The sequence below is a fragment of the Rhizobium sp. AG855 genome (assembly GCF_003610655.1).
Lineage (GTDB): Bacteria > Pseudomonadota > Alphaproteobacteria > Rhizobiales > Rhizobiaceae > Allorhizobium > Allorhizobium wuzhouense.
Window position 1 is genome coordinate 874,806 of the sequence record NZ_RAQG01000003.1, and the last position, 21,092, is coordinate 895,897.

The following is a 21,092-nucleotide window of genomic DNA, read 5'->3' on the forward strand; positions in this document are numbered from 1 at the left end:
CAATCAGACCAGAAAAGTGTCGGGCGCAAGACCGGCAAACTTGGAGGAGTTATAATGGCAACTACGGAAATGAACGTCGGGGATCGTTCGCGCCCCATGACGGCGGAGGAGAAGAAGGTCATTCTCGCCTCGTCCGCCGGTACCGTCTTCGAATGGTACGATTTTTATCTCTACGGCTCGCTGGCGGCGATCATCGGCGCCCAGTTCTTCACGGCCTTCCCGGAAGCCACCCGTAACGTCTTTGCGCTTCTGGCCTTTGCCGCCGGCTTCATCGTGCGCCCGTTCGGCGCGCTGGTCTTCGGTGCGCTCGGCGACATCATCGGACGCAAATATACCTTCCTCATGACCATCCTGATCATGGGTGGCTCGACCTTCCTCGTCGGCATGCTGCCAGGCTACAGCTCGTGGGGGGCTGCGGCACCGATCATCCTGATCATTCTGCGCATGGCACAGGGCCTGGCGCTCGGTGGTGAGTATGGCGGGGCGGCTGTTTACGTGGCCGAACATGCGCCTTCGAACCAGCGTGGTTACTTCACCGCCTTCATCCAGACCACGGCAACGCTCGGGCTTCTGCTCTCGCTCGTCGTGATCCTGTCGGTGCAGAGCTATGTCAACGGCAACTGGGATCCGATGCCGGTTCTCGACGCGGCCGGTGCCGCCGTCATGAACCCCGACGGCACGCCGAAGATGATCAAGGCCTTCGACCTCTGGGGCTGGCGCATTCCGTTCCTCGGCTCGGTCGTTCTGCTCGCGATCTCGCTCTATATCCGCCTGCAGATGAATGAATCGCCCGCCTTCAAGAAGATGAAGGAAGAGGGTGCTGCCTCCAAGGCGCCGCTGCGCGAAGCCTTCGGCACCTGGAAGAACGGCAAGATCGCACTGATCGCGCTCTTCGGTCTCGTCGCCGGCCAGGCCGTCGTCTGGTATTCGGGCCAGTTCTACGCCCTGTTCTTCCTGCAGAACGTCATCAAGGTCGACAGCTTCACCGCCAACGTTCTCGTGGCTTGGTCGCTGATCCTCGGCACCGGTGGCTTCCTGTTCTTCGGCTCGCTCTCCGACCGTATCGGCCGCAAGCCGATCATCCTGGCGGGCTGCCTGATTGCGGCACTCACCTACAACTTCGTCTTCCCGCTTCTGACCAAGACCGCCAACCCGGCGCTCTATGCCGCCCACCAGACCCCGGTCACGGTGACGGCTGCGCCTGACGACTGCTCGTTCCAGTTCAACCCGACGGGCACCGCCAAGTTCACCTCGTCTTGCGACATTGCGAAGGCAACGCTTGCCAAGACCTCGGTCAATTACGAGACGATCGAAGACCCGGCAGCAACCGCCGCCCAGGTCAAGATCGGCGACACCGTGGTCGCATCCTATGATGCGTCTGCACTGACCGGCGACGACGTCAAGGCTGTTCCGGCTGCCTTCACCAAGTCGATCAACGACGCGCTGACGGCTGCCGGCTATCCGCTGGTCGCCGACAACAACCCGACGGTCGCCAAGGCGTCGAACTTCTTCGACATCTTCACCGCCCAGAAGATCGGCGTCGTGCTGATCCTGACCTATCTCATCCTTCTGGTGACGATGGTCTACGGTCCGATCGCCGCCATGCTGGTCGAACTCTACCCGACCCGCATCCGCTATTCCGGCCTGTCCTTGCCCTACCACATCGGCAACGGCTGGTTCGGCGGCCTGCTGCCTGCGACCGCATTCGCGATCTCGGCGCAGACCGGCAACGTCTATGGCGGTCTCTGGTATGCCATCATCATCGCCGCTGCGACCGTCGTGATCGGTGCGCTTCTGGTGCCGGGCAATACCCACAAGAAGGACATCTTCAAGGACTGATCGCGATCGATCCTTGACGGTTCAAAGAACAGGCCGGCATCTCGCCGGCCTGTTTTTGTTTGGGTTTGCCGAAGGCTTAGCGGCGGGTCTTTTCCCAGATCGTCCAGCCGGCGAGGAAAATGGCGAGGATCACGGCATTGGTGACGACGCCGAGGCCGATTGCGGTGAGGCGTGGAACCTGCGAGGCGGCGGCCGTCGTCAACGGGATCAGGATGGCGATGAAGACCACGCCCATCGCCAGCGGCGTCCACAGGCCCATATTGGCCCTGGTGCGGATGGCGGTGAGCAGCAGAAAGAAGATCAGCCCGATGCGGAAGGGATCCAGAAGCTGTGTTGTGACGATCTCGACCATGATGTGCCCCTCCGACGGCATGTCCCAATGTGTCCTTGTGGGGCCACTCCACCGCCCCGATAGGCGTCCACGTTATGCGGCGCAATGCGAGGCGTCCAGCGTAAAGCGATGAAATTTATGAGATAATGCCAATCGGAGAGCCGGAGCCGTCAACCTGCCTTGTGGCCCGTCCCCCTACTTCTTGACCCCCAGGACCTCCGCGCAGCGCGACAGGCTGAAGCCGTCGCCGTCGGTGTCGTTGCTCGCCCGGATCGCGGTGATCACGCCTGCCTTGTTGGCGTTGATCTGCAATTCGCAGAAGAGCTGCTGATAGCGCGGCGGGCTGATCATTTCCGGCTGCCAGAACGGGTCGCTTCTGATCACACGGGTCTGGGTCACCGTCTGGCCCGAACCATCGGAGCGGGTTTCCGTGCGCACGATGGTGGTGGCCGGCTCGGGGCTCGAATAGGTCGGGGGAATGTAGCGGGTCTTGTCGCCGCCGCGCCAGGTGTAGATCTTGCCCGACGAGAGAGGGTATTCGTCGATCGGCGGACCATAGGCTGCAAAGAAGGCCTCGACCGGCTGGCCGAGCCAACGCGAGCGGGCGGCATTGTTGGCGTCCTCGGTTGTCGTGCAGGCGGAGACCAATAGGCCGAAGCTCAGCACCAGGCCGGCCCTAAGGGCGCTTTGAATTCGCATGGATTTCCCCCCGAGTTGATGATCTTCATCCTAGACTGCGGTGGCGTCGGGTCGCAAGCATGCAGGCCCACAGTTCCCAGGGACTGTGCGTCCAATTCTGGATCCAGACCGATTGATTGCCGGGCTCTCGACCCGCCTCCCGTTGCAGATTTGCGTTCTGTCACCCTTGCATCACGGCGCGCATGGGCTGATAAGCGGCCAACCGACACAGCCGATAGACGACATGCAGAACTTCTACCGCCGGTCCAAGCTTGTCCGCCGATCCCGGGTCCTCTGGGGTTCCTTCCGCCTCTGGAGGCCGCGTCTCGTCTTCTGGACGGGCGCGCTGGCGATCGGTGTCATCTCCGTGGTTTTCGCCCGCATGGCCGACCAGGCGCAGGTCGCCTTCCTGTCGATGACCGAGGTCGGCGGTTACGGCTTTCTGCTTCCGCTTCTCGTCACGCCGATCGGTTTTGCCCTGTGCGCGTGGCTCTCGATCACGCTCTTTCCCAATTCGCAGGGGAGCGGCATTCCCCAGGCGATCGCGGCTCGCCATCTCAATCATGACGAGGATCGCTTCCGCCTTCTGTCGCTGCGGCTGGCGTTTGGAAAAATCCTGCTCACCGTGGTCGGATTGCTGTCGGGCGCCTCGATCGGTCGCGAGGGGCCGACCGTGCAGGTCGGTGCATCCTTCATGCTGGCTGCCGCCCGCATCGGCGGCATGGCGCAGGCCCGCGGCCTGATCCTTGCCGGCTCTGCCGCCGGGATCGCGGCTGCCTTCAACACGCCGCTCGCCGGCATCGTCTTTGCCATCGAGGAGATGGGGCGCGCCTACGAGTCCCGTGCCAATGGCATCGTGTTGACCGCCGTCATCCTCTCCGGCCTTGCCTCACTGGCGCTTGCCGGAAGCTACCAGTATTTCGGCTCCACCTCGGCGGCGCCGCTTGTCTGGCGCGACTGGGCGCTTGTTCCTGTCTGCGGTGTGGTCGGGGGCGCGCTTGGCGCCGGCTTCAGCGGGCTTGCGCTGCATCTCGGCCTCAGGCTTCGGCGCTGGGCGCAACCGGCTCCGCTCCAGCGCATGGTGGCTTTCGCGGCCCTGTGTGGACTGGGCGTTGCCATGATCGGCGTCATCTCCGGCGGCACCACCTTCGGCACCAGCTACGAGCAGGCGCGTGGTGCTTTGGAAGGGGATGCGACACCCCTCCTGTTCTTTGCGGAAAAGCTGGTCGCCAGTTTCCTGTCCATGCTTTCGGGCATTCCGGGCGGGATTTTTGCCCCATCGCTGTCGATCGGTGCTGGCCTTGGCAGTTCGATAGGCCAGATGATGGGTACCAGCATTGCACTTGCTGCCGTGCTCGGCATGGCCGGCTATTTCGCCGGCGTGGTGCAGGCCCCGATGACCGCCTTCGTCATCATCCTGGAAATGACCGGCAACCACGGGGCGGTGATCCCGATCATGGCGGTGTCGATGATCGGCTATGTGACGTCCCGCATCCTGTCGCGCGAGCCGCTTTATCACGGCCTGTCGCGCAATTTCATTGCCGCAGCCATTCGCGCGCGGCGGGCCAAGGGCACGGATGCAGAGCCGGGTGCCTGATCCCGCATCTGCGCCCGGTTGATCTGCCATGCGCGCGGCGGCAGGCGGCGAGGGCGGCCTTGCATCTCGCCGGTGTCACCTTCCTTGCCTCGCCGCCATGATACACCATATGCAAGGCCTGACAGATTTCATACGTCCGGCCGCCGGGCGCCGAGGAGCTTGATCGTGTTTGCCTTCGACAACAGCTATGCCCGCCTGCCGCAGGTCTTTCATCGGCCGGCCAAACCCGCCGCCGCCCGCGCGCCGCAGCTGATCCGTTTCAACCACAGGCTCGCCGAAACCCTCGGGCTCGATCTGGCTGGTGCCGACGAGACGCGGCTTGCCCAGGTGTTTTCCGGCCAGGTGATCCCTGTTGGCGCCGAGCCGCTGGCCCAGGCCTATGCCGGGCACCAGTTCGGCCATTTCAATCCGCAGCTCGGCGATGGCCGGGCGCTTTTGCTCGGCGAAGTCGTCTCAACCCAGGGCCAACGCTTCGATATCCAGCTGAAGGGGTCCGGTCCCACCGCCTTCTCCCGGCGGGGTGACGGTATGGCGGCACTCGGGCCGGTCCTGCGCGAATATATCGTTTCGGAAGCCTTTGCCGCGCTTGGCGTGCCCGCCACCCGCGCGCTTGCGGCCGTCGCAACCGGCGAGCAGGTGGTGCGCGAGACCATGCTGCCGGGTGCCGTCTTCACCCGCGTGGCGGCAAGCCATATCCGCGTCGGCACCTTCCAGTTCTTCGCCGCCGAGGGCGATGTCGATGCCGTGCGCGCCCTTGCCGACTACGTGATCGACCGGCACTACCCTGAAGCCCGCGCGGGCGAAAACCCGTATCTCGGCATGCTGGCCATGGTCGCAGAACGGCAGGCCACACTGATCGCCCGCTGGCTGTCGATCGGCTTCATCCATGGCGTGATGAACACCGACAACATGGCGATCTCGGGCGAGACCATCGATTTCGGGCCTTGCGCCTTTCTCGACGACTACGATCCGCGCAAGGTGTTTTCCTCGATCGACCAGCGCGGCCGCTATGCCTATGCCAACCAGCCGGGCATCGGCCAGTGGAATATCGCGCGGCTGGCCGAATGCCTGCTGCCGCTCCTCGATGCGGACGAAGAGAAGGCGACGGATGCGGCAAACGGCGTGCTCAAGGATTTCGGCGATGTCTTCCAGGTCGCCTGGCTGCAGGCCTTTCGCGAAAAGCTCGGCATTGTCGGCGCGACCGAGGGTGATCGGGCGCTGATCTCCGACCTTCTGGACCTGATGCACAAGGGCGAGGCGGATTTCGCGCTGGCCTTCCGTGTACTGTCCAAGGTCGCTGGCGGCGCGGACGAGGCAGTTTTCGCAGCGCTGTTTGCCGCCCGGGACGGCCTCGACGACTGGCTTTGCCGCTGGCGCGCCCGGCTTGCTGATGGCGGCCGTCAGCCTGCGGATATCCAGGCGGCGATGGAGGCCGTCAATCCGGCGCTGATTGCGCGCAACCACCGGATCGAGGAGGCGATCGCCGCTGCCGTCTACGGCGACTTCTCCTTCTTCCACCGTCTCGTCGATGCTCTGACGACGCCTTATGTTGACGATCCCGAGACGGCTTATCTGCGCGTGCCACCGACGCCGGACGAGCGGGTGACACGCACATTTTGCGGGACCTGAGCGGGCGTCAGTCCTGATCCAGCGCCGCCAGGTCTTGCAGCAGGCTCGGTCCTACCGGCTCCCAGCCCAGAGCGGCCCGCGTATGGGCCGATGACGCCGGCATGTCGAGGGTGGCGAAGCCGATCATCGCGCCAAAGTGGGCCTGTGCCTGCTCCGTGGTGAGTGAGGCGACCGGGATGTGCAAAGCCTCTCCGATGGCCTGAGTTATATCGCGCAGGCTGATCGCCTCCTCGGCGACGGCGTGATATCGCGCCCCCGGCTCCGCCTTGTCCAGCGCTAGGCGGAAGAGCCGGGCCGTGTCGCTCAGAGGGCAGGCCGACCAGCGCGTCTGGCCATCGCCAATATAGGCTGCACGGCCTTGCGCGCGGGCGATGTCGATCAGATAGGTGACCAACCCCTGCCGCCTGGTGTCGTGGATCTGCGACAGCCGCATCGTGGACAGGTTGACGCCGGCCTCCAGCAGAGCCTGGCCGGCCAGTTCGGAGGCTATGCGGGGGCTTGGATGGTCGAGATCCAGCACATCCTCCCTTGCCAGATCGCCGCGAGCGGCGATGCCCATGCCGACGCCCGAGGTGATCAGCAAAGGGCGATCCGATCCGATCAGCGCCTTGCCGAGGGCGGCGATCGCGACCGCATCCTTCTGGCAATTGGCCTGGAAATTCGAGAAATCGTGGTCAAAGGCAAGGTGGATGACGGCATCGGCCTTGTCGGCGCCGCGTGTCAGGCTGGCCGGGTCCTCCAATGTGCCGAGATGTGGCTCGATGCCGGCCGCGTGCAGCTTCTCGGCCCCGTCTTCGGAGCGGGTCAGGCCGACCACCTGATGGCCTGCGGCGAGCAATTCGGGGATGACGGCCGAGCCGATAAAACCGGTGGCGCCGGTGACGAAGATACGCATGTCTGTCTTCCTGCGTTGTTGATGCAGACAAGAGATGACAGATCGTTTATCCTGTTAAAGTAGTGACTTTATCATGGTATAATTCCTCTCAGGATCGGTGCCCGTCATGGCCGCGACGACTTTGGCTTCATTTCTCCGAGATCGTCGTGTCCGGCTCGATCCGGCCACCTTCGGCCTGTCCGGCCGCCGCCGCACGCCCGGTCTCAGACGGGAAGAGGTGGCCCAGCGGGCCAATATCAGCCCCACCTGGTACACATGGCTGGAGCAGGGACGGGGTGGCGCACCGTCGGCCGATGTTCTCAACCGGATCGCGCGCGCCATGCTGATGACGGAAGCCGAGCGCGAGCACATGTTCATGCTGGGTCTCGGGCGTCCACCCGAGGCGAAATACACCACGATCGACGGCGTCAGCCCGCGCCTGCAGCGTTTCATCGACCGGCTCGACACCTGTCCGGCGATCGTCAAGACCGCGACCTGGGAGGTGGTGGCCTGGAACCGGGCGGCTACGGTCGTGCTGTCCGACTACGGCAGACTGCCGCCGGGGCAGCGCAACATGCTGCGCTTCCTTTTCACAAGCCCGGACGTGCGGGCCAAGCAGCATGACTGGGAAACGATCGCCCGATTTTCCGTCGCCGCGTTTCGTGCCGATGCTGCAAGGGCCGGGGCTGTGTCGCAGGTCCAGGATCTGGTCGAGGAACTTTCAGAGGTCAGCGCAGAGTTTCGCCGGATCTGGAGCGAAAACCAGATCAGCGTGCCGGGGGAGGGCGCAAAGCGGCTCCTCCATCCGGTGCTGGGGGCCATCGACCTCGAATATTCGGCCTTTGCCGTCGACGGCAGAGTTGATCTCAACCTGATGGTCTATACGCCAGTGGATCCCGAAGTGGCCGAGCAGATCCGCAAATTGGCTGGCGATGAGTGACGCGCCAAGGCGAGCGCTCGGAGCGTGATGTCGGCGGCGCGAAAGATAGGCTCCGCTCCAATTGGACCTGCGTCGCGAAATTGTCCCATTGCCAGCGTCGAATGACAGGTCTCCAATCCTGCCTGTTCATCTCCTGATTCTCTTCGCCTCCTCCGCTTGGGGGATGCCCTTTTTCCAGAGATATTTTCATGTTGCGCTTTTTCGAGACGATCATCGTTCCCACCGCGCGTGAGACACCCGGCAATCCACCGGAGGGGCTTCTCAACTTCTACTGGTTCTTCGTGCGTCAGGCGAAAGGCCTGTTCATCGCGCTGATCTTTGCCAGCCTGTTCGTCGCGCTGGCGGACGCCGCGATCCCCGTCTTCATGGGCAAACTCGTCAAGGTGCTGACATCATCGGCGCCGGAGCAGGTGTTCTCCGATGGCGCCTCGCTGATCTTCGGGCTGATCCTGCTGGTGCTGGTCATCCGGCCGCTGGTGACGGCGCTGCAGGGCCTCGTGCTCAACCAGGCAATCGCTCCCGGGGTCACCAACATGGTGCGCTGGCAGAGCCACTGGCATGTCATCCGGCAAAACCTCTCCTTCTTCCAGAATGATTTTGCCGGGCGCATCGGTTCGCGGGTGCTGGAAATCGGCCACACGCTCAGAAGCTCCGTCGTCTCGGTCATCTCCGTCGTCTGGTATCTGGTGGCGCTTGGCCTCATCACTTCGGGCATTCTGGCGGCCGCCAGCTGGTGGCTGGTGCTGCCCGTGGCGCTCTGGACGCTTGCCTATGTCGGCTTCCTCATCGCCATCGTGCCGCAGATCCGGCGTGGCTCGAAAGCGATTGCCTATGCGCGTTCCGATTTCGTCGGCCGCATCGTCGACAGCTATACCAATATCATGACGGTGAAACTCTTCGCCCGACCTGAGGAGGAAGACCAGTTCGTCCGGGAAGCCGTCGATCAGCATACGGCCCGCATGATCACCCAGCATCGCTGGCTGTCGCTGTTTTCGCTCGGCCTGACGCTGCTCTCGGGCCTCCTCATCGCCAGCACCACCTGGGTCGCGATCAAGCTCTGGGCGAACGGCGCCATCGGCATCGACATCGTCGCTATGGTCCTGCCGATGACGCTGCAGATTTCCGGCACCTCGGCCCGCGTCGCCCAGGAAATCACCCAGATCTCTGACCAGGTCGGCACCGTGCATGAGGCGATGGACACGATCGCCAAGCCGATCGGGCTCACCGACCCGGCCTCGGCCAAGCCGCTTGAGGTAACGAAGGGCGCCATCCGCTTCGACAAGGTCTCCTTCCATTACGGCCGCAAGGGCGGCATCATCGAAGACTTCTCGCTCGACATCAAACCCGGCGAGCGCATCGGTCTGGTCGGCCGCTCCGGCGCCGGCAAGTCGACGCTGGTCAATCTTCTGCTGCGTTTCTACGACGTCGAGACCGGCCGCATCAGCATCGACGGCCAGGACGTGGCCGAGGCGACCCAGGCGAGCATCCGCCAGCATATTTCCGTCGTGACGCAAGACACCTCGCTGCTACACCGCTCGATCCACGAGAACATCGCCTATGGCCGCCGCTCGGCCACGCGTGCCGAGGTGATCGAGGCGGCCCGCCAGGCGCATGCGGTCGAATTCATCGAGCAGCTCTCCGACTGGCACGGCCGCACCGGCTTCGACGCCCATGTCGGCGAACGTGGCGTCAAACTCTCCGGCGGCCAGCGTCAGCGCATCGCAATTGCCCGCGTGATCCTCAAAAACGCGCCGATCCTGATCCTCGACGAAGCGACATCGGCGCTCGATTCCGAAGTCGAGCAAGCCATCCAGGCAAGCCTCGAAGACCTGATGCAGGACCGCACCGTGATCGCCATCGCCCACCGCCTCTCCACCATTGCCGCCATGGACCGCCTCGTCATCCTCGACCGGGGCCGGATCGTCGAGCAGGGCACGCATGGGGAGCTGCTTGATCTCGGCGGCCATTATGCCGGGCTGTGGGCGCGGCAATCGGGTGGGTTTCTGGAGGCGGAGGGGTGAGTTTTCGGCACCCCCCTCTGTCCTGCCGGACATCTCCCCCACAAGGGGGGAGACTGGCAAGGCCGCTGGCCTTTCGCACCCCTCTCATGCTGCGAAGGGGCCGGCACAGGCAGCGCTCCGCTCTCCCCCCTTGTGGGGGAGATGTCACGCAGTGACAGAGGGGGGTGTCCTCTTGCCCTTGTGAGCTAGGTTTTGTCATCGTCATAAAAAAGGCGCCCCTCGCGAGGCGCCTTTTCTCTATCTGAACGAATGTTGCCGATCAGATCGACGGCTGCAGCGTCATCGAGGTGCCGGTGGCGGCGATGTTCAGGCCGAGCTGGCCCGTGACGCTGATCGGCTGCAGGTGGATCGATCCGGAGGTGCCGCCGAACAGCACGTTGGCGCCCACGCCGGCGCCGACGGTTGCTTCCGCCGTCGCGCCGCCATAGAGGCCGCCGAGCGAACCCTTGTGATAGCCGGCGGTCGGGGCAAAGACCGCCCAGATGATACGGCCCTTGGCGGTGTAGCCGAGGTCGACGCCGAACTTCTTGATCGAGCCGGAATAGGTATCGAGCGGCTCGCCGTCGACGACGGAGGTAAAGGCGCAGTCGGCAGTCTTGGCCGAGCCCAGCACATAGCCGAAGCCGGAGCCGATCTGGCAGTCGAGATAACCGATGCGCACGCCACCGACCGGACCGTTGTCCTGAACTGCAGGGGCGGGTTCGGCATAGGTCATGTCGGCCGCGTGAGTGGTGCCGGCAGAGGCCAGCATGGGCAGGGCGGCAAGGCTGGCCGCGATCAGGGTCTTCATGGCAAATCTCCTTCCATGTTCTGCTGCCCGTGGGGAGGTGGCCGTTATCGGCTTCTCGGGCAGCGTGGAACAACGTTTAAGCGGCAAGATTGATCCAACTGAGGCGGCACATGGGCAGCAAAGTGGCGATCCGCGTGGAATCCGCCGATTCCCGAGAAATCGGCATGTCCCGCACCCCCGGTCGGTCCGCCGGCGCTTTCTCCGGCAAAGTCTGACGGCAAAGTCTGGCCTTTCGGGAACCAAGTCTCGATTGCCAGCCTTTCATCGGCACACCCAGCCGGAGGATGCCCGATGACCATGACCTTGCCCGAACTCGCCAAGAAAATGCGGAAGATCGATTTCTGCATGATGCTCACCCGATCCGCCCAGGGCACGATCGCCGCCCGCCCGATGAGCAACAATGGCGAAGTCGATTACGACGGCGACAGCTATTTCTTTTCCTATACCGATACCGCCAAGATCCGCGAGCTGACCGCCGACCCGACCGTTTCGCTTTCCTTCACCGCGCCGCCGAGCCTGCTCGGCAAGCCGGGCATCTTCGTTGCCGTGGCCGGCCGGGCCAGCCTGATCGCCGACAGGTCCGTCTTTGCCGCCCATTGGAATTCCGATCTCGATCGCTGGTTTCCCGAGGGCATCGACACGCCCGGTGTCGTGCTGATCAAGGTGCATGCCGATGCCGTCAGCTATTGGGACGGCGAGGACAATGGCACAATAACCGTCTGAGCCGGTCCGTCAGAGGCCCATGATGTCGTTGATCCGTGATAGGGGGCGCCGGCTTTCGTCGGCGCCCTTTGCCGTTTCCTGCGCGACATCATCGGCCGCGCCATCGCCGCGAACGGGCCAATGGCGCTCGGCCAGAGGAGCGTGGACAGGGGTCGTGGGGATCTTGCAGAATGTCGCAGACAGGCTGCAAATGTCTTTGCCCGCCTCTTAAGATCGGCGCAGCATCACTCACTCCCAGACATCAGGGTTCACAAGGCTATGGCAGAGTTTCCGACCAAGGCGAAAGTCGTCATCATCGGTCTAGGCGGCATCGTCGGCGCATCGATCGCGCATCATCTCATCGAGCGCGGCTGGGACGACATCGTCGGCATCGACAAGTCGGGCATCCCGACCGATATCGGCTCCACGGCGCATGCCTCGGATTTCTGCTACACCACGTCCCATGACTATCTCTCGGTCTGGACCACGCAGTATTCCATCGATTTCTACGAGAAGATGGGCCACTACGCCCGCATCGGCGGTCTGGAAGTCGCCCGCACCGGCGACGATACCTGGATGGAAGAGATCAAGCGTAAACTCTCGTCCGCCCGCGCCTTCGGCACCCGCGCGCATTACGTCTCGCCCGCCGAAATCAAGGAAAAGTTCCCGCTGATCGAGGAAGATCAGGTCATGGGCGGCCTGTTCGATCCGGATGCCGGCCTCGTCATCCCGCGCTCGCAGACCGTTGCCGGCAAGCTCGTCGATGCCGCGGAAAAGTCCGGTAAGCTCCAGATGTTCGGCAATACGCCGGCCCAGTCGCTCATCGTCGAAGGTGGCCGCATCAAGGGTGTGGTCACCCATCGCGGTACGATCATGGCCGATCACGTCATCGTCTGCGCCGGTCTCTGGGGCCGCCTGATTGCCGAAATGGTCGGCGAAGACCTGCCCGTCATGCCGGTCGACCACCCGCTCACCTTCTTCGGCCCCTACAACGAATTTGAAGGCACCGGCAAGGAAATCGGCTATCCGCTTTTGCGCGACCAGGGCAATTCCGCCTATATGCGCGACACCGGCGACCCGAAAACGACCGAGGGCGGCCAGATCGAGTGGGGTTACTACGAAACGACGAACCCGCGCATGTGCCACCCGCGCGAGCTCCTCGAAAAACACGAGGCGCGGCTTTCGCCCTCGCAGCGCGATCTCGACATGGAGCAGATCCTCGAGCCGCTCGAGCGCGCCATGGAGCTCACCCCGATCCTCGGCGAACTCGGCTATAACGAAGGCCATAGCTTCAACGGGTTGCTGCAGGTTTCCGCTGCCGGCGGCCCGTCCTGCGGCGAAAGCCAGAAGGTGCGCGGCCTCTGGTATTGCGTCGCCATCTGGGTCAAGGACGGCCCCGGCTACGGCAAGCTGATCGCCGACTGGATGACCGATGGCCGTACCGAGATCGACCACAACTCGATCGATTACGCCCGCTTCTATCCGCATCAGCTGACCGAAGATTTCATTGCCGGCCGCTGCTACGAGGCCGCCCAGAAGATCTACTTCCCGGCCGTGCACACCCGCGAACCCTATGCCACCGGTCGCGGCGCCAAGCGTTCGCCGATGTATGAGCGCGAAGTCGAGCTCGGCGGCTATTTCATGGAACTCGGCGGCTGGGAGCGCGCGCATGGCTACAAGGCCAACGAGCATCTCCTGGAGAAATACGGCGACCGCGTCCCGGTTCGCGCCAACGAATGGGACAACCGCCACTTCTGGCGCGTCTCCAATGCCGAACATCTGGCGATGAGCGAGGATTGCGGCATCGTCAACCTGTCCCACTTCCACATGGTCGACATCGAAGGTCCTGATCATGTTGAACTGCTCGAATGGCTCTGCGCCGCCAAGATCGGCGGCGACGCCAATATCGGCAAGGGCATCTACACCCACTTCCTCGACGACGAGGGCATGGTGCGCGCCGACTTCACCGTCTTCCGGCTGGCCGACCGCTGCCGCCTCGTCAACGGTGCCGATGCCGGCCCGCGCGACTTCCACTACATGAAGCGCGTCGCCCAGGATCGTGGCCTCGATGTCACCATCACCGACACTTCGGAGAAATACATCACCATCGGCATCTGGGGCCCGAACGCCCGTGCGACGCTGAAAAAGGCCGTGGCCGACCCTGATGGACTCGACGCGGAAAACTTCCCCTTCGCCGCGATCAAGCAGATCGAAATATCAGGCAAATCCGTCACCGCCTTCCGCATCTCCTATGTCGGCGAACAGGGCTGGGAACTGCATATGAAATACGAAGACGGCCTCGCCGTCTGGGATGCGCTCCGCGCCACCGGCGTCATGGCCTTCGGCGTCGAGACCTATGCCAACTCGCGCCGCATGGAAAAGAGCCTGCGCCTGCAGAACGGCGATCTCTTGACCCAGTACAACCTGATCGAAGCCGATCTGGCGCGTCCGAAGGTCAAGGACGCCGACTTCCGCGGCAAGGCCAAGCATCTCGAATACAAGGCGCGCGCCCAGCAGCCGGCCATGCTCTGCACGCTCGTGATGACCGACAATGTCGACAGCAAGGGCGTCGCCCGCTACCCCGTCGGCTCCATGCCGGTCGTCGACCCCGCGTCAGGCGAAGTGTTGATCGACAGCCTCGGACGGCGGTCCTACACCACCTCCGTCGCCTTCGGCCCGACCATCGGCAAGAACATCGCGCTCGCCTATCTGCCGGCGGAGTATTGCGAAGTGGGGCGGAAGCTGAACGTGGAGTATTTTGCGGAGACGTTCCCGGTGGAAGTTGCGGCGGTGGGATATAAGCCGCTGTATGATCCGGAGAATTTGAAGCCGCGCAGCTGAGGGTGGGGCGGTTTCGCTCAGAGGGGAATGGACCCGTCGGCCGAGAGGTCGGCGGGTTTTTTGTAACTACCGCAACCGTTCGTCTGGCTCGAATGGAAGCTCTTTTGCAATCTCATCAGTTTTTTGTATGAAGGCCTTCATGGCGGGGTGTTGCTGATCCATCTCACCATGTCCCTCTTTGCGATGGGCTTCCATCTGTGGAAAAATATCCCACAAATGGGGCAGCATTTCTTTGGCTAATGTGGAGACATCCATTCCATTGGCTATTGTAGGTATGGATGCAGAGTATTGATCCATCTTTGTTCCAGTAAATGAAACATGATTACCGCCTCCTGACCTAAGGTCTCTCCAGGCGACAATGCTACAATTTCCAACTGAGTTATCGCCTCTTTCGGTCAGTGCTAAATGGACCGACTGGCAGATGGCGTTCAATTCTTCTGCAACCACATTGCCGGAAATCTTTTCGTTGTTGAATGCCCGAACGAGGCCACAGACTTTATGATGCCAATGGAGATTTCTAGACAGGAGTTCTGAACCGCTACCTACCGCGCTCGCTCTCGGAGTAAAACTGGTTCCTCTATTCGTCTTAACCAGCCTGCGGAGTCCGATGGATATCTCCTTGCCCTTCTGTTGGTACTCGATGGAGTAAAGGTGAGTGGATTTGGTGAAAGCCGGAACAAGCATCACGTGTTGAAACTGTTCAGAAACTCCGATGAGATGCGCTGGAAGCGCTTTGCGAGCGGCGTTTGCTAGAACCTCAAGCGCCTGTTCGATAGTGATGCGTAGGCCGCGTAGTGAATTTGAGATCCACTCGGATGGTTCCATGCCGCGCGCAGTTGCGCCTAGACCGGCGTACCCAATGATCGCTTTTCCATCCAGTGTATCGAGGCAACAGATCTTCGTCGCATCATCGCGCAATACTTTGTTTGCGACAGTCAGGCGTCTGTCTGCCATTAGCCAAAGCGACCGATTGGTTTGAATGGAGATAACTAACGTCACCGTGGGTCTCATCCCCTTTGTAAAGAGTTCACCATCTTGAATGAAGTTGTCGATGTGCGCAAACTCAATCTTAGGTTAAGCCTCTGAGGAAACGAGATGCAGTCGTTTAATGACGTTCCCCGCTTTGATGCCGCCGATTATCTCGGCACGCCCGAAGCCCGCGCCGATTACATGGCCGCAGCCCTGGAAGAGGGAGATCCCGTCGAAATCCGCCGTACACTCAATACCGTTGCGCGTTCTCTCGGCATGACCGCTATCGCCGAAGAGACGGGGCTTGGACGTGAGAGCCTGTACAAGGCGCTTGGCGAAAACGGCAATCCGGAATTCGCCACCGTCCTCAAACTGATGAAGGCCATGGGGTTGAAGCTTTCGGCCTTGCCGATCGAGGAAAAGGAATAGGGACGGCTCTACCTCCCCCCAAGCGGGGGAGGACGGAAAATCGAAGGCTTGAGGTCCGCGCAAGCCGCCTAAACTTCAGATTTTCCTGGAGAGGGGCACGGTTCCGTTGGCACCGACATCACCGAGCCCCCCTCTTGCGAAATCTGAGGTTTGGCCCTGATCGGGCCAATTCCTCTTCCAGCCTTCGCGCGGCGTCGCGCTCAGGCCTCCGTTCGCTGAAATCGATTCACTGGATCGATGTCTGGCCTTCGGCCACCACTCCGAAGTCTCCCCCGCAAGGGGGGCATGGAGCCCGAGATTGGCTTGTGTCTGGATCCTCGGGTCAAGCCCGAGGATGACGACCTTCTTGGAGACGAAGAGGGTATTCTCTTCGGGCGTTTTACGGTGGATGCGGTAGAGGAGGATACCCGTCGCTCCCCCACACTCCGTCATCCTCGGGCTTGACCCGAGGATCCAAACACAAGCCTTCCGAGGCCAGACGGTCACGCCAGACAGCGCCATTTCCCAAAAAAGGGGGATGAATTCCAAACATTTTCCAACAAAATCAAACCCCGACACATTTTTTCATCCCCCACCCTTTTTCCTCCCTTAGACTCGGAGCTGTCCCGCCCTCGGATACACCTGACGATGCGATGTCAGGCGAGGCGGGGCCGGCGCCGGGGTTAAGCACTGTCGCAGGTGCAAGATCCCGGCCCGCTGCAACGGTCTCCCTCCGGACGAAGGGCTTGACGAGGGTGATGGGGTCGGATGCCCCAAAGCCTGGATACCCTGATCGGAAGGACGTGCCTCAGAGGCACACAGACAAGGCGCCCGCGCTGTCGCGAACACCCAGACAGCGGGGCGAAACAAACGGCGGGGATGGACGCCAGGCCGCCAATGGCCAGACGATCATCCCCCGGGCGAGGGTCCCGGTCGGATTGGTGCACCATCCGGCGGGAACCTCCCGGGCCACCGGCCAGGCTCTGGCAGAACACTCCGCAAGGACGAGGCTGCCGCAGCCGGACCCGCGCCCGGTCATCCTCGGTCCTCGGGTCATCCTCGGGTTAAACCCGAGGACGAGGATGACGAGGACCGTCGCCGCCTTGCCAGAGAGACGCATGCAGCGGGACAAAACGCCGAACGAGGCGCCGGAAGGAGCCATATAAAATACTTAGACAGGTTGCTTCTGGCGCCTCGTCCGAGACAAGCATGCCCACACCCGGAGGGAGTTGATCCCGACCGGCGGCGAAGCTTGGGGTTTTTGACAGTGATACATCACCCCTCACCCTGAGGTGCCCGACACAGTCGGGCCTCGAAGGGCGAGGCCACCCCGATCCCCTCATGCTGAGGTGCCGGGCAACGCCCGGCCTCGAAGCACGAGGCCACCAGCACAGGCTGCTTCGAGACCCTCGCCATGCGAGGGCACCTCAGCATGAGGCGCCTGCGGGTGCCGATCTGCCCCTCCAAGGCGGCGGTCCTCCGGCGCCAAACCTCACAGCGCCCCTGCGCGCCTCACCTGCAGGCGCTGCGGCATCGCCGCCGCGGCGGGATGCTTCTCGCGCAGCATCAGCTCGAAATCGTCGCGTGCAACAGGGCGGCCGAAGAGCCAGCCCTGGAAGAGGTGGCAACCGATCTCGCGCAGAATGGCGTGTTGCGCCGGCGTTTCCACGCCCTCGGCGACGACCTGCAGGTCGAGATCGCGGGCAATCGAGACGATGGAGCGGACCAGCGCTGTAGCCCGGTCGCTGTCGGCGAGGCCGGCGACGAAGCTGCGGTCGATCTTCAGCTCGTTCACCGGCAGGCGGCGCAGATAGGCAAGGGATGAATACCCCGTGCCGAAATCGTCGAGCGAGACGGCGACGCCGTCGCGTTTGAGGATCTCCATCTTTTCGGCCACCGGTTCGAGGCCGGAGAGCAGCACGCTTTCGGTCAGTTCGAGGCGCAGCCGCGCGGGGGCGATGGCATGGCTTGCGAGCAACTGGCGGATCGTTGCGGTGAAGTCGCTTTCGTTGAACTGGCTGGCGCTGACATTGACCGAGAGGGTGAGCCGGGCAAGTGCCGGATCGGCCTGCCAGCGGGCAAGCGTGCGACCGGCCTCATCGAGCACCCAGGCGCCAAGCACCGGCATGATGCCCATTTCCTCGGCCAGGGGCACGAATTCTGCGGGCGATACGGCGCCGCGCGTCGGGTGTTGCCAGCGCAGCAGCGCTTCGGCGCCGGTCACCCGACCGTCCCGGTCGACCTGCGGCTGATAGGCCAGAGACAGCTCGCCCCGACGCATGGCGCCCAGCAGTTCGCGGGCGAGGCCGCGCGGCGCGGAGAGGCGGCGCTGCAGGGCGTAGATGGCGGCCGTGAACAGGATGGCGGCAAGCGCCGGATTGACCCAGACCCCGACGGCCCGCAGCTGCTGCGGAATGGGATCGGCAAAGGGCGAGACGCTGTTGGAGGCGTGCAGGAAGACGAAGGTCGCCAAGCTCGCGGCGATCACGGACGCCTGGGCAAAGGTCGGCCGGCGCAGGTGGTTGATATAGCCCATCATCGCCAGCACGGGCAAAAACAGATGCGAGACGCGCGGATAATGCGGGTCGGGCACATCGAAGAGCAGGCAAAAGCCGAGGATGAACACCAGGAAGGAGATCTGGGCGATCAGCAGGAAAAGGTCGAGTTTGCCGGCTGTGACGAGGGCAAAGCAGAGGATGGCGACGACGGCCGGAAACAACTCGGCGAGGGCCATCAGCTTGTGGCCATGCAGCGCGAAGATCACCGACCACAACGTGGCGAAAAAGGCGACAGCCAGCGTCATCGCCTGATAGGCGACGATCACGCGTCTTTGTCGCCTGTCGGTGCTGCCGTCCGTCTCCATCTGTCTTCCATTCACCTTGCAAGCGCTTTGAATCGCAAATTCCATCCTCGATTGTCCGGCTTTCGTGACCTTCCCTGTATCACGATGAGCTTAAGGAATGGCTGTGCCCGATGATTAACAGCGGGTTTCGGCGTGCGGACGTTTCGGCATGGAGGCGTCCGGGGCGCGGGGTGTGCGGGGTGCGGGGGGCAGAACGAATGCGGGCGGCCGCGGCTCTTGCCGTCGACCGCCCGATCCGGACCGTCAGGTCCTTCCTCCCCCCGGAGAACTCTCGGCTCGAAAGTCTCAGCCCGCCTTGGCGACTTTCATGACTTCAGGGTCGTAAACCCGGCCGAAGCGATTGGCAAGAAAGGAAGGAAGATCGATCTCTTCCTGGCGAACGAAACCGGCCTGCGGCAGGGTGCCATCGGCGAGCAGATCGAGGACCGTGCAGATGCCGGCGGCCGTCGTGATCTGGATGGCGCTCATCTTCTTGCCCGCGACCACGCCGGCATAGACCTTGTTGGCATAGGTTTCCTGCAGGTATCGGCCGTCCTTCCAGCCGCAGACGGTGACGAAGACGACGACCACGTCCTGCATGGTGGCGGGCAGGGCGTTTTCGAAGAGGTCTTTCAGCACATCGCGGCGATTCTTCAGGTTGAAGTCGTTGAGCAGCGCCTTGATGATCGCCTGGTGGCCGGGATAGCGGATGGTGCGGTAGTTCATCGTGCGCACCCGGCCTTCGAGCGTCTTCGCCAGTGTGCCGAGACCGCCCGAGGTGTTGAAGGCTTCGTAGGTGACGCCGTCGAGGGAGAATTCCTCGCGCTCTTCCATGGCCGGCACGACAGACAGCTTACCTTCGACGATGGCCTCGCAGGGCTCGATATATTCGTTGATCAGGCCGTCGGTCGACCAAGTGAGGTTGTAGTTCAGCGCATTCGACGGATATTGCGGCAGCGCGCCGACGCGCATGCGGACCGTATCCAGCGTGTCGAAATGCTTGGTCAGATCATGGGCGACGATCGAGATGAAACCGGGGGCAAGGCCGCACTGGGGAATGAAGGCGGAGCGCGCGCCGCGGGCCAGTTCCTCGACCTTGCGGGTGGTTGCGACGTCCTCGGTCAGGTCGAGATAGTGGGTGCCGGTGCGGGCGGCACTTTCGGCGATCGCGCCGGTCAGGTGGAAGGGGGCGGCCGAGAGCACGGCAAACTGGCCGGACAAGGCGGCGTCGAGGGCCGCGGCATCGGAAATGTCGAGTTCCCTTGCGGAAACCGCCGGATGGCTGTCGAGCTTGGCCAGCTGTTCAGCGCTGCGGTCGGCGACGGTGACGGTGTAGTCGCCGGTTTCGGCCAGCATGCGGGCAATCGCGCCGCCGATCTTGCCGGCTCCGATGATGGTGACGTTCTTCATGGCTTTGCCCCTCGTTGGTCTCTGCACGCCGGTGGCGCGCTTGCATTTGGTCAATCCAGTCTGCGGATCGGTTGCGCCGATTCCAAGTGACGGATTGATCGAAACGTCGTATCATTCTCGTCGAAGTGACGAGTTGGATCGGCGATATGCAGGTTTCGGACAAGGACAGGGCGCTTCTGGCGCTGCTTTCGGAAAATGCCCGCATGCCGGTGGCCGAACTGGCGCGGCGGCTGGATCTGTCGCGGTCGACGGTCCAGGCGCGGCTGGAGCGGCTGGAGGCGCAAGGGGTGATCGCCGGTTATGCGCTCAGGCTTTCCGACGCCTATCAGAGCGGGCTGATCCGGGCGCATGTGATGATCACGATCGCGCCCAAGGCGCTGAGCCAGGTGACATCGGAACTCAACGCCATCCGGGAGGTGACGGCGCTCTATTCGGTCAATGGTCCCTATGACCTGATCGCCATCGTCGCGGCTCCGTCCATTTCGGAGCTCGATCGCCTGATCGACCGGATCGGGGAATTGTCAGGGGTGGAGCGAACCCTGTCGTCGATCATCCTGTCGACGCGGATTGCACGTTGAAATTGCCTTAAGACGGCCGCCACGCCCTTCCTATTTAGAGAACCTTAAGCAACCATATGTTGATGTAGCATATCTGCATGGTCCGGGAGGTTGACGTGAGGGTGGCTGCATTTCTGCTTGCGACGTGTCTCTGGCCGACTGTTCCTCATGCTGCGCCAGCGGGCGAGACCAAGCCAGTCTTGCCGGCCTTTTCCGGAACCACGACCTGGGTCAACAGGCATGGTTCGATCATGGTGCTGGACCTCGGACAGGATGGCGAATTGCGCGGCTATTTCGTCAACAATGCACCGGGTAAGGGCTGTCGCGGGATCCCTTACGATCTGAGCGGGCATATGTTCGGGGAGGCGGTGGACTTCCATGTCAGGTGGCGCAACGGGGTTGCGGATTGCCTGACCGAGACCGAGTGGCACGGCCATATGCAGCCGTCGCGCAATGGCGGTCTGGAAATAGTCGCGAAATGGCAACGGCGCTCGACGCTCGCCCCGATCGGTGCGCGCAAGCCGATGCCGCAGACCGGTAGCGACCTCTTCACTCTGCAGGTCACAACCGGCCTTCAGTCGCAGATAGAGATCGATTAGGTGAGGCGGGAATTACCTAAATAGCGTCTCAACGGTCAGTTGGCATTTAGGTCCTCTCTTGCCAC

At 62.8% G+C, this 21,092-nt stretch carries 17 protein-coding genes; 10 read left to right on the forward strand and 7 right to left on the reverse strand.

The window, feature by feature from the left end; genetic code table 11:
* Positions 1-96 precede the first annotated feature (96 nt).
* A complete protein-coding gene (locus DFO46_RS04245) occupies positions 97-1,839 on the forward strand; it encodes an MFS transporter (protein WP_120276436.1) in 1,743 nt (580 codons plus the stop codon).
* 76 nt (positions 1,840-1,915) lie between these two features.
* Here DFO46_RS04245 and DFO46_RS04250 read toward each other — a convergent pair whose 3' ends face one another.
* Both DFO46_RS04250 and DFO46_RS04255 read right to left on the reverse strand, forming a co-directional pair.
* Positions 1,916-2,191: a hypothetical protein gene (locus DFO46_RS04250; protein ID WP_147412735.1), complete on the reverse strand. Its 276-nt coding sequence runs from the start codon at positions 2,189-2,191 to the stop codon at positions 1,916-1,918.
* 174 nt (positions 2,192-2,365) lie between these two features.
* A complete protein-coding gene (locus DFO46_RS04255) occupies positions 2,366-2,869 on the reverse strand; it encodes a hypothetical protein (protein WP_120276438.1) in 504 nt (167 codons plus the stop codon).
* 223 nt (positions 2,870-3,092) lie between these two features.
* Here DFO46_RS04255 and DFO46_RS04260 point away from each other — a divergent pair, with 223 nt between their 5' ends.
* Together DFO46_RS04260 and DFO46_RS04265 are read left to right on the forward strand one after the other, a co-directional pair.
* Entirely contained in the window at positions 3,093-4,445 is a 1,353-nt protein-coding gene (locus tag DFO46_RS04260; RefSeq protein ID WP_120276439.1) for a chloride channel protein, read from the forward strand.
* Between the two features lie 165 nt (positions 4,446-4,610).
* Positions 4,611-6,074: a protein adenylyltransferase SelO gene (locus DFO46_RS04265; RefSeq protein WP_120276440.1), complete on the forward strand. Its 1,464-nt coding sequence runs from the start codon at positions 4,611-4,613 to the stop codon at positions 6,072-6,074.
* Between the two features lie 7 nt (positions 6,075-6,081).
* Here DFO46_RS04265 and DFO46_RS04270 read toward each other — a convergent pair whose 3' ends face one another.
* The gene (locus DFO46_RS04270) at positions 6,082-6,969 is read right to left on the reverse strand and encodes an SDR family oxidoreductase (protein WP_120276441.1); all 888 of its coding nucleotides are present in this window, start codon (positions 6,967-6,969) and stop codon (positions 6,082-6,084) included.
* 106 nt (positions 6,970-7,075) lie between these two features.
* Between DFO46_RS04270 and DFO46_RS04275 the strand changes: the two genes are divergently transcribed.
* Complete coding sequence (locus DFO46_RS04275) at positions 7,076-7,888, forward strand: helix-turn-helix transcriptional regulator (RefSeq protein WP_120276442.1); 813 nt, start codon at positions 7,076-7,078, stop codon at positions 7,886-7,888.
* A gap of 188 nt (positions 7,889-8,076) precedes the next feature.
* A complete protein-coding gene (locus DFO46_RS04280; protein WP_120276443.1) occupies positions 8,077-9,909 on the forward strand; it encodes an ABC transporter ATP-binding protein in 1,833 nt (610 codons plus the stop codon).
* Between the two features lie 259 nt (positions 9,910-10,168).
* Here DFO46_RS04280 and DFO46_RS04290 read toward each other — a convergent pair whose 3' ends face one another.
* On the reverse strand, positions 10,169-10,699 hold the full coding sequence (locus tag DFO46_RS04290; RefSeq protein ID WP_120276444.1) for a DUF992 domain-containing protein: 531 nt from the start codon (positions 10,697-10,699) through the stop codon (positions 10,169-10,171).
* Positions 10,700-10,990: 291 nt separating this feature from the next.
* Here DFO46_RS04290 and DFO46_RS04295 point away from each other — a divergent pair, with 291 nt between their 5' ends.
* Positions 10,991-11,422, forward strand: coding sequence for a pyridoxamine 5'-phosphate oxidase family protein (locus tag DFO46_RS04295; RefSeq protein ID WP_120276445.1), 432 nt, complete (start codon positions 10,991-10,993; stop codon positions 11,420-11,422).
* 258 nt (positions 11,423-11,680) lie between these two features.
* The gene (locus tag DFO46_RS04300) at positions 11,681-14,242 is read left to right on the forward strand and encodes an FAD-dependent oxidoreductase (RefSeq protein ID WP_120276446.1); all 2,562 of its coding nucleotides are present in this window, start codon (positions 11,681-11,683) and stop codon (positions 14,240-14,242) included.
* 66 nt (positions 14,243-14,308) lie between these two features.
* On the opposite strand, the gene DFO46_RS04305 is transcribed toward DFO46_RS04300, so the two are convergent.
* The gene (locus tag DFO46_RS04305; RefSeq protein ID WP_120276447.1) at positions 14,309-15,241 is read right to left on the reverse strand and encodes a hypothetical protein; all 933 of its coding nucleotides are present in this window, start codon (positions 15,239-15,241) and stop codon (positions 14,309-14,311) included.
* A 96-nt stretch (positions 15,242-15,337) separates the two neighbouring features.
* On the opposite strand from DFO46_RS04305, the gene DFO46_RS04310 reads away from it, so the two are divergent.
* A complete protein-coding gene (locus DFO46_RS04310) occupies positions 15,338-15,640 on the forward strand; it encodes an addiction module antidote protein (protein ID WP_120276448.1) in 303 nt (100 codons plus the stop codon).
* A 1,471-nt stretch (positions 15,641-17,111) separates the two neighbouring features.
* Here the strand turns inward: DFO46_RS04310 and DFO46_RS04325 are convergent.
* The gene (locus DFO46_RS04325) at positions 17,112-18,482 is read right to left on the reverse strand and encodes an EAL domain-containing protein (RefSeq protein ID WP_183041834.1); all 1,371 of its coding nucleotides are present in this window, start codon (positions 18,480-18,482) and stop codon (positions 17,112-17,114) included.
* 285 nt (positions 18,483-18,767) lie between these two features.
* Positions 18,768-19,871, reverse strand: a complete 1,104-nt coding sequence (locus DFO46_RS04330; protein WP_120276452.1) for a saccharopine dehydrogenase family protein — start codon at positions 19,869-19,871, stop codon at positions 18,768-18,770.
* A 146-nt stretch (positions 19,872-20,017) separates the two neighbouring features.
* Between DFO46_RS04330 and DFO46_RS04335 the strand changes: the two genes are divergently transcribed.
* Entirely contained in the window at positions 20,018-20,449 is a 432-nt protein-coding gene (locus DFO46_RS04335) for an Lrp/AsnC family transcriptional regulator (RefSeq protein WP_110790968.1), read from the forward strand.
* A gap of 95 nt (positions 20,450-20,544) precedes the next feature.
* Positions 20,545-21,027 (forward strand): avidin/streptavidin family protein, encoded by a 483-nt coding sequence (locus tag DFO46_RS04340; protein ID WP_210210620.1) that lies wholly within the window; start codon positions 20,545-20,547, stop codon positions 21,025-21,027.
* Positions 21,028-21,092: the final 65 nt, after the last annotated feature.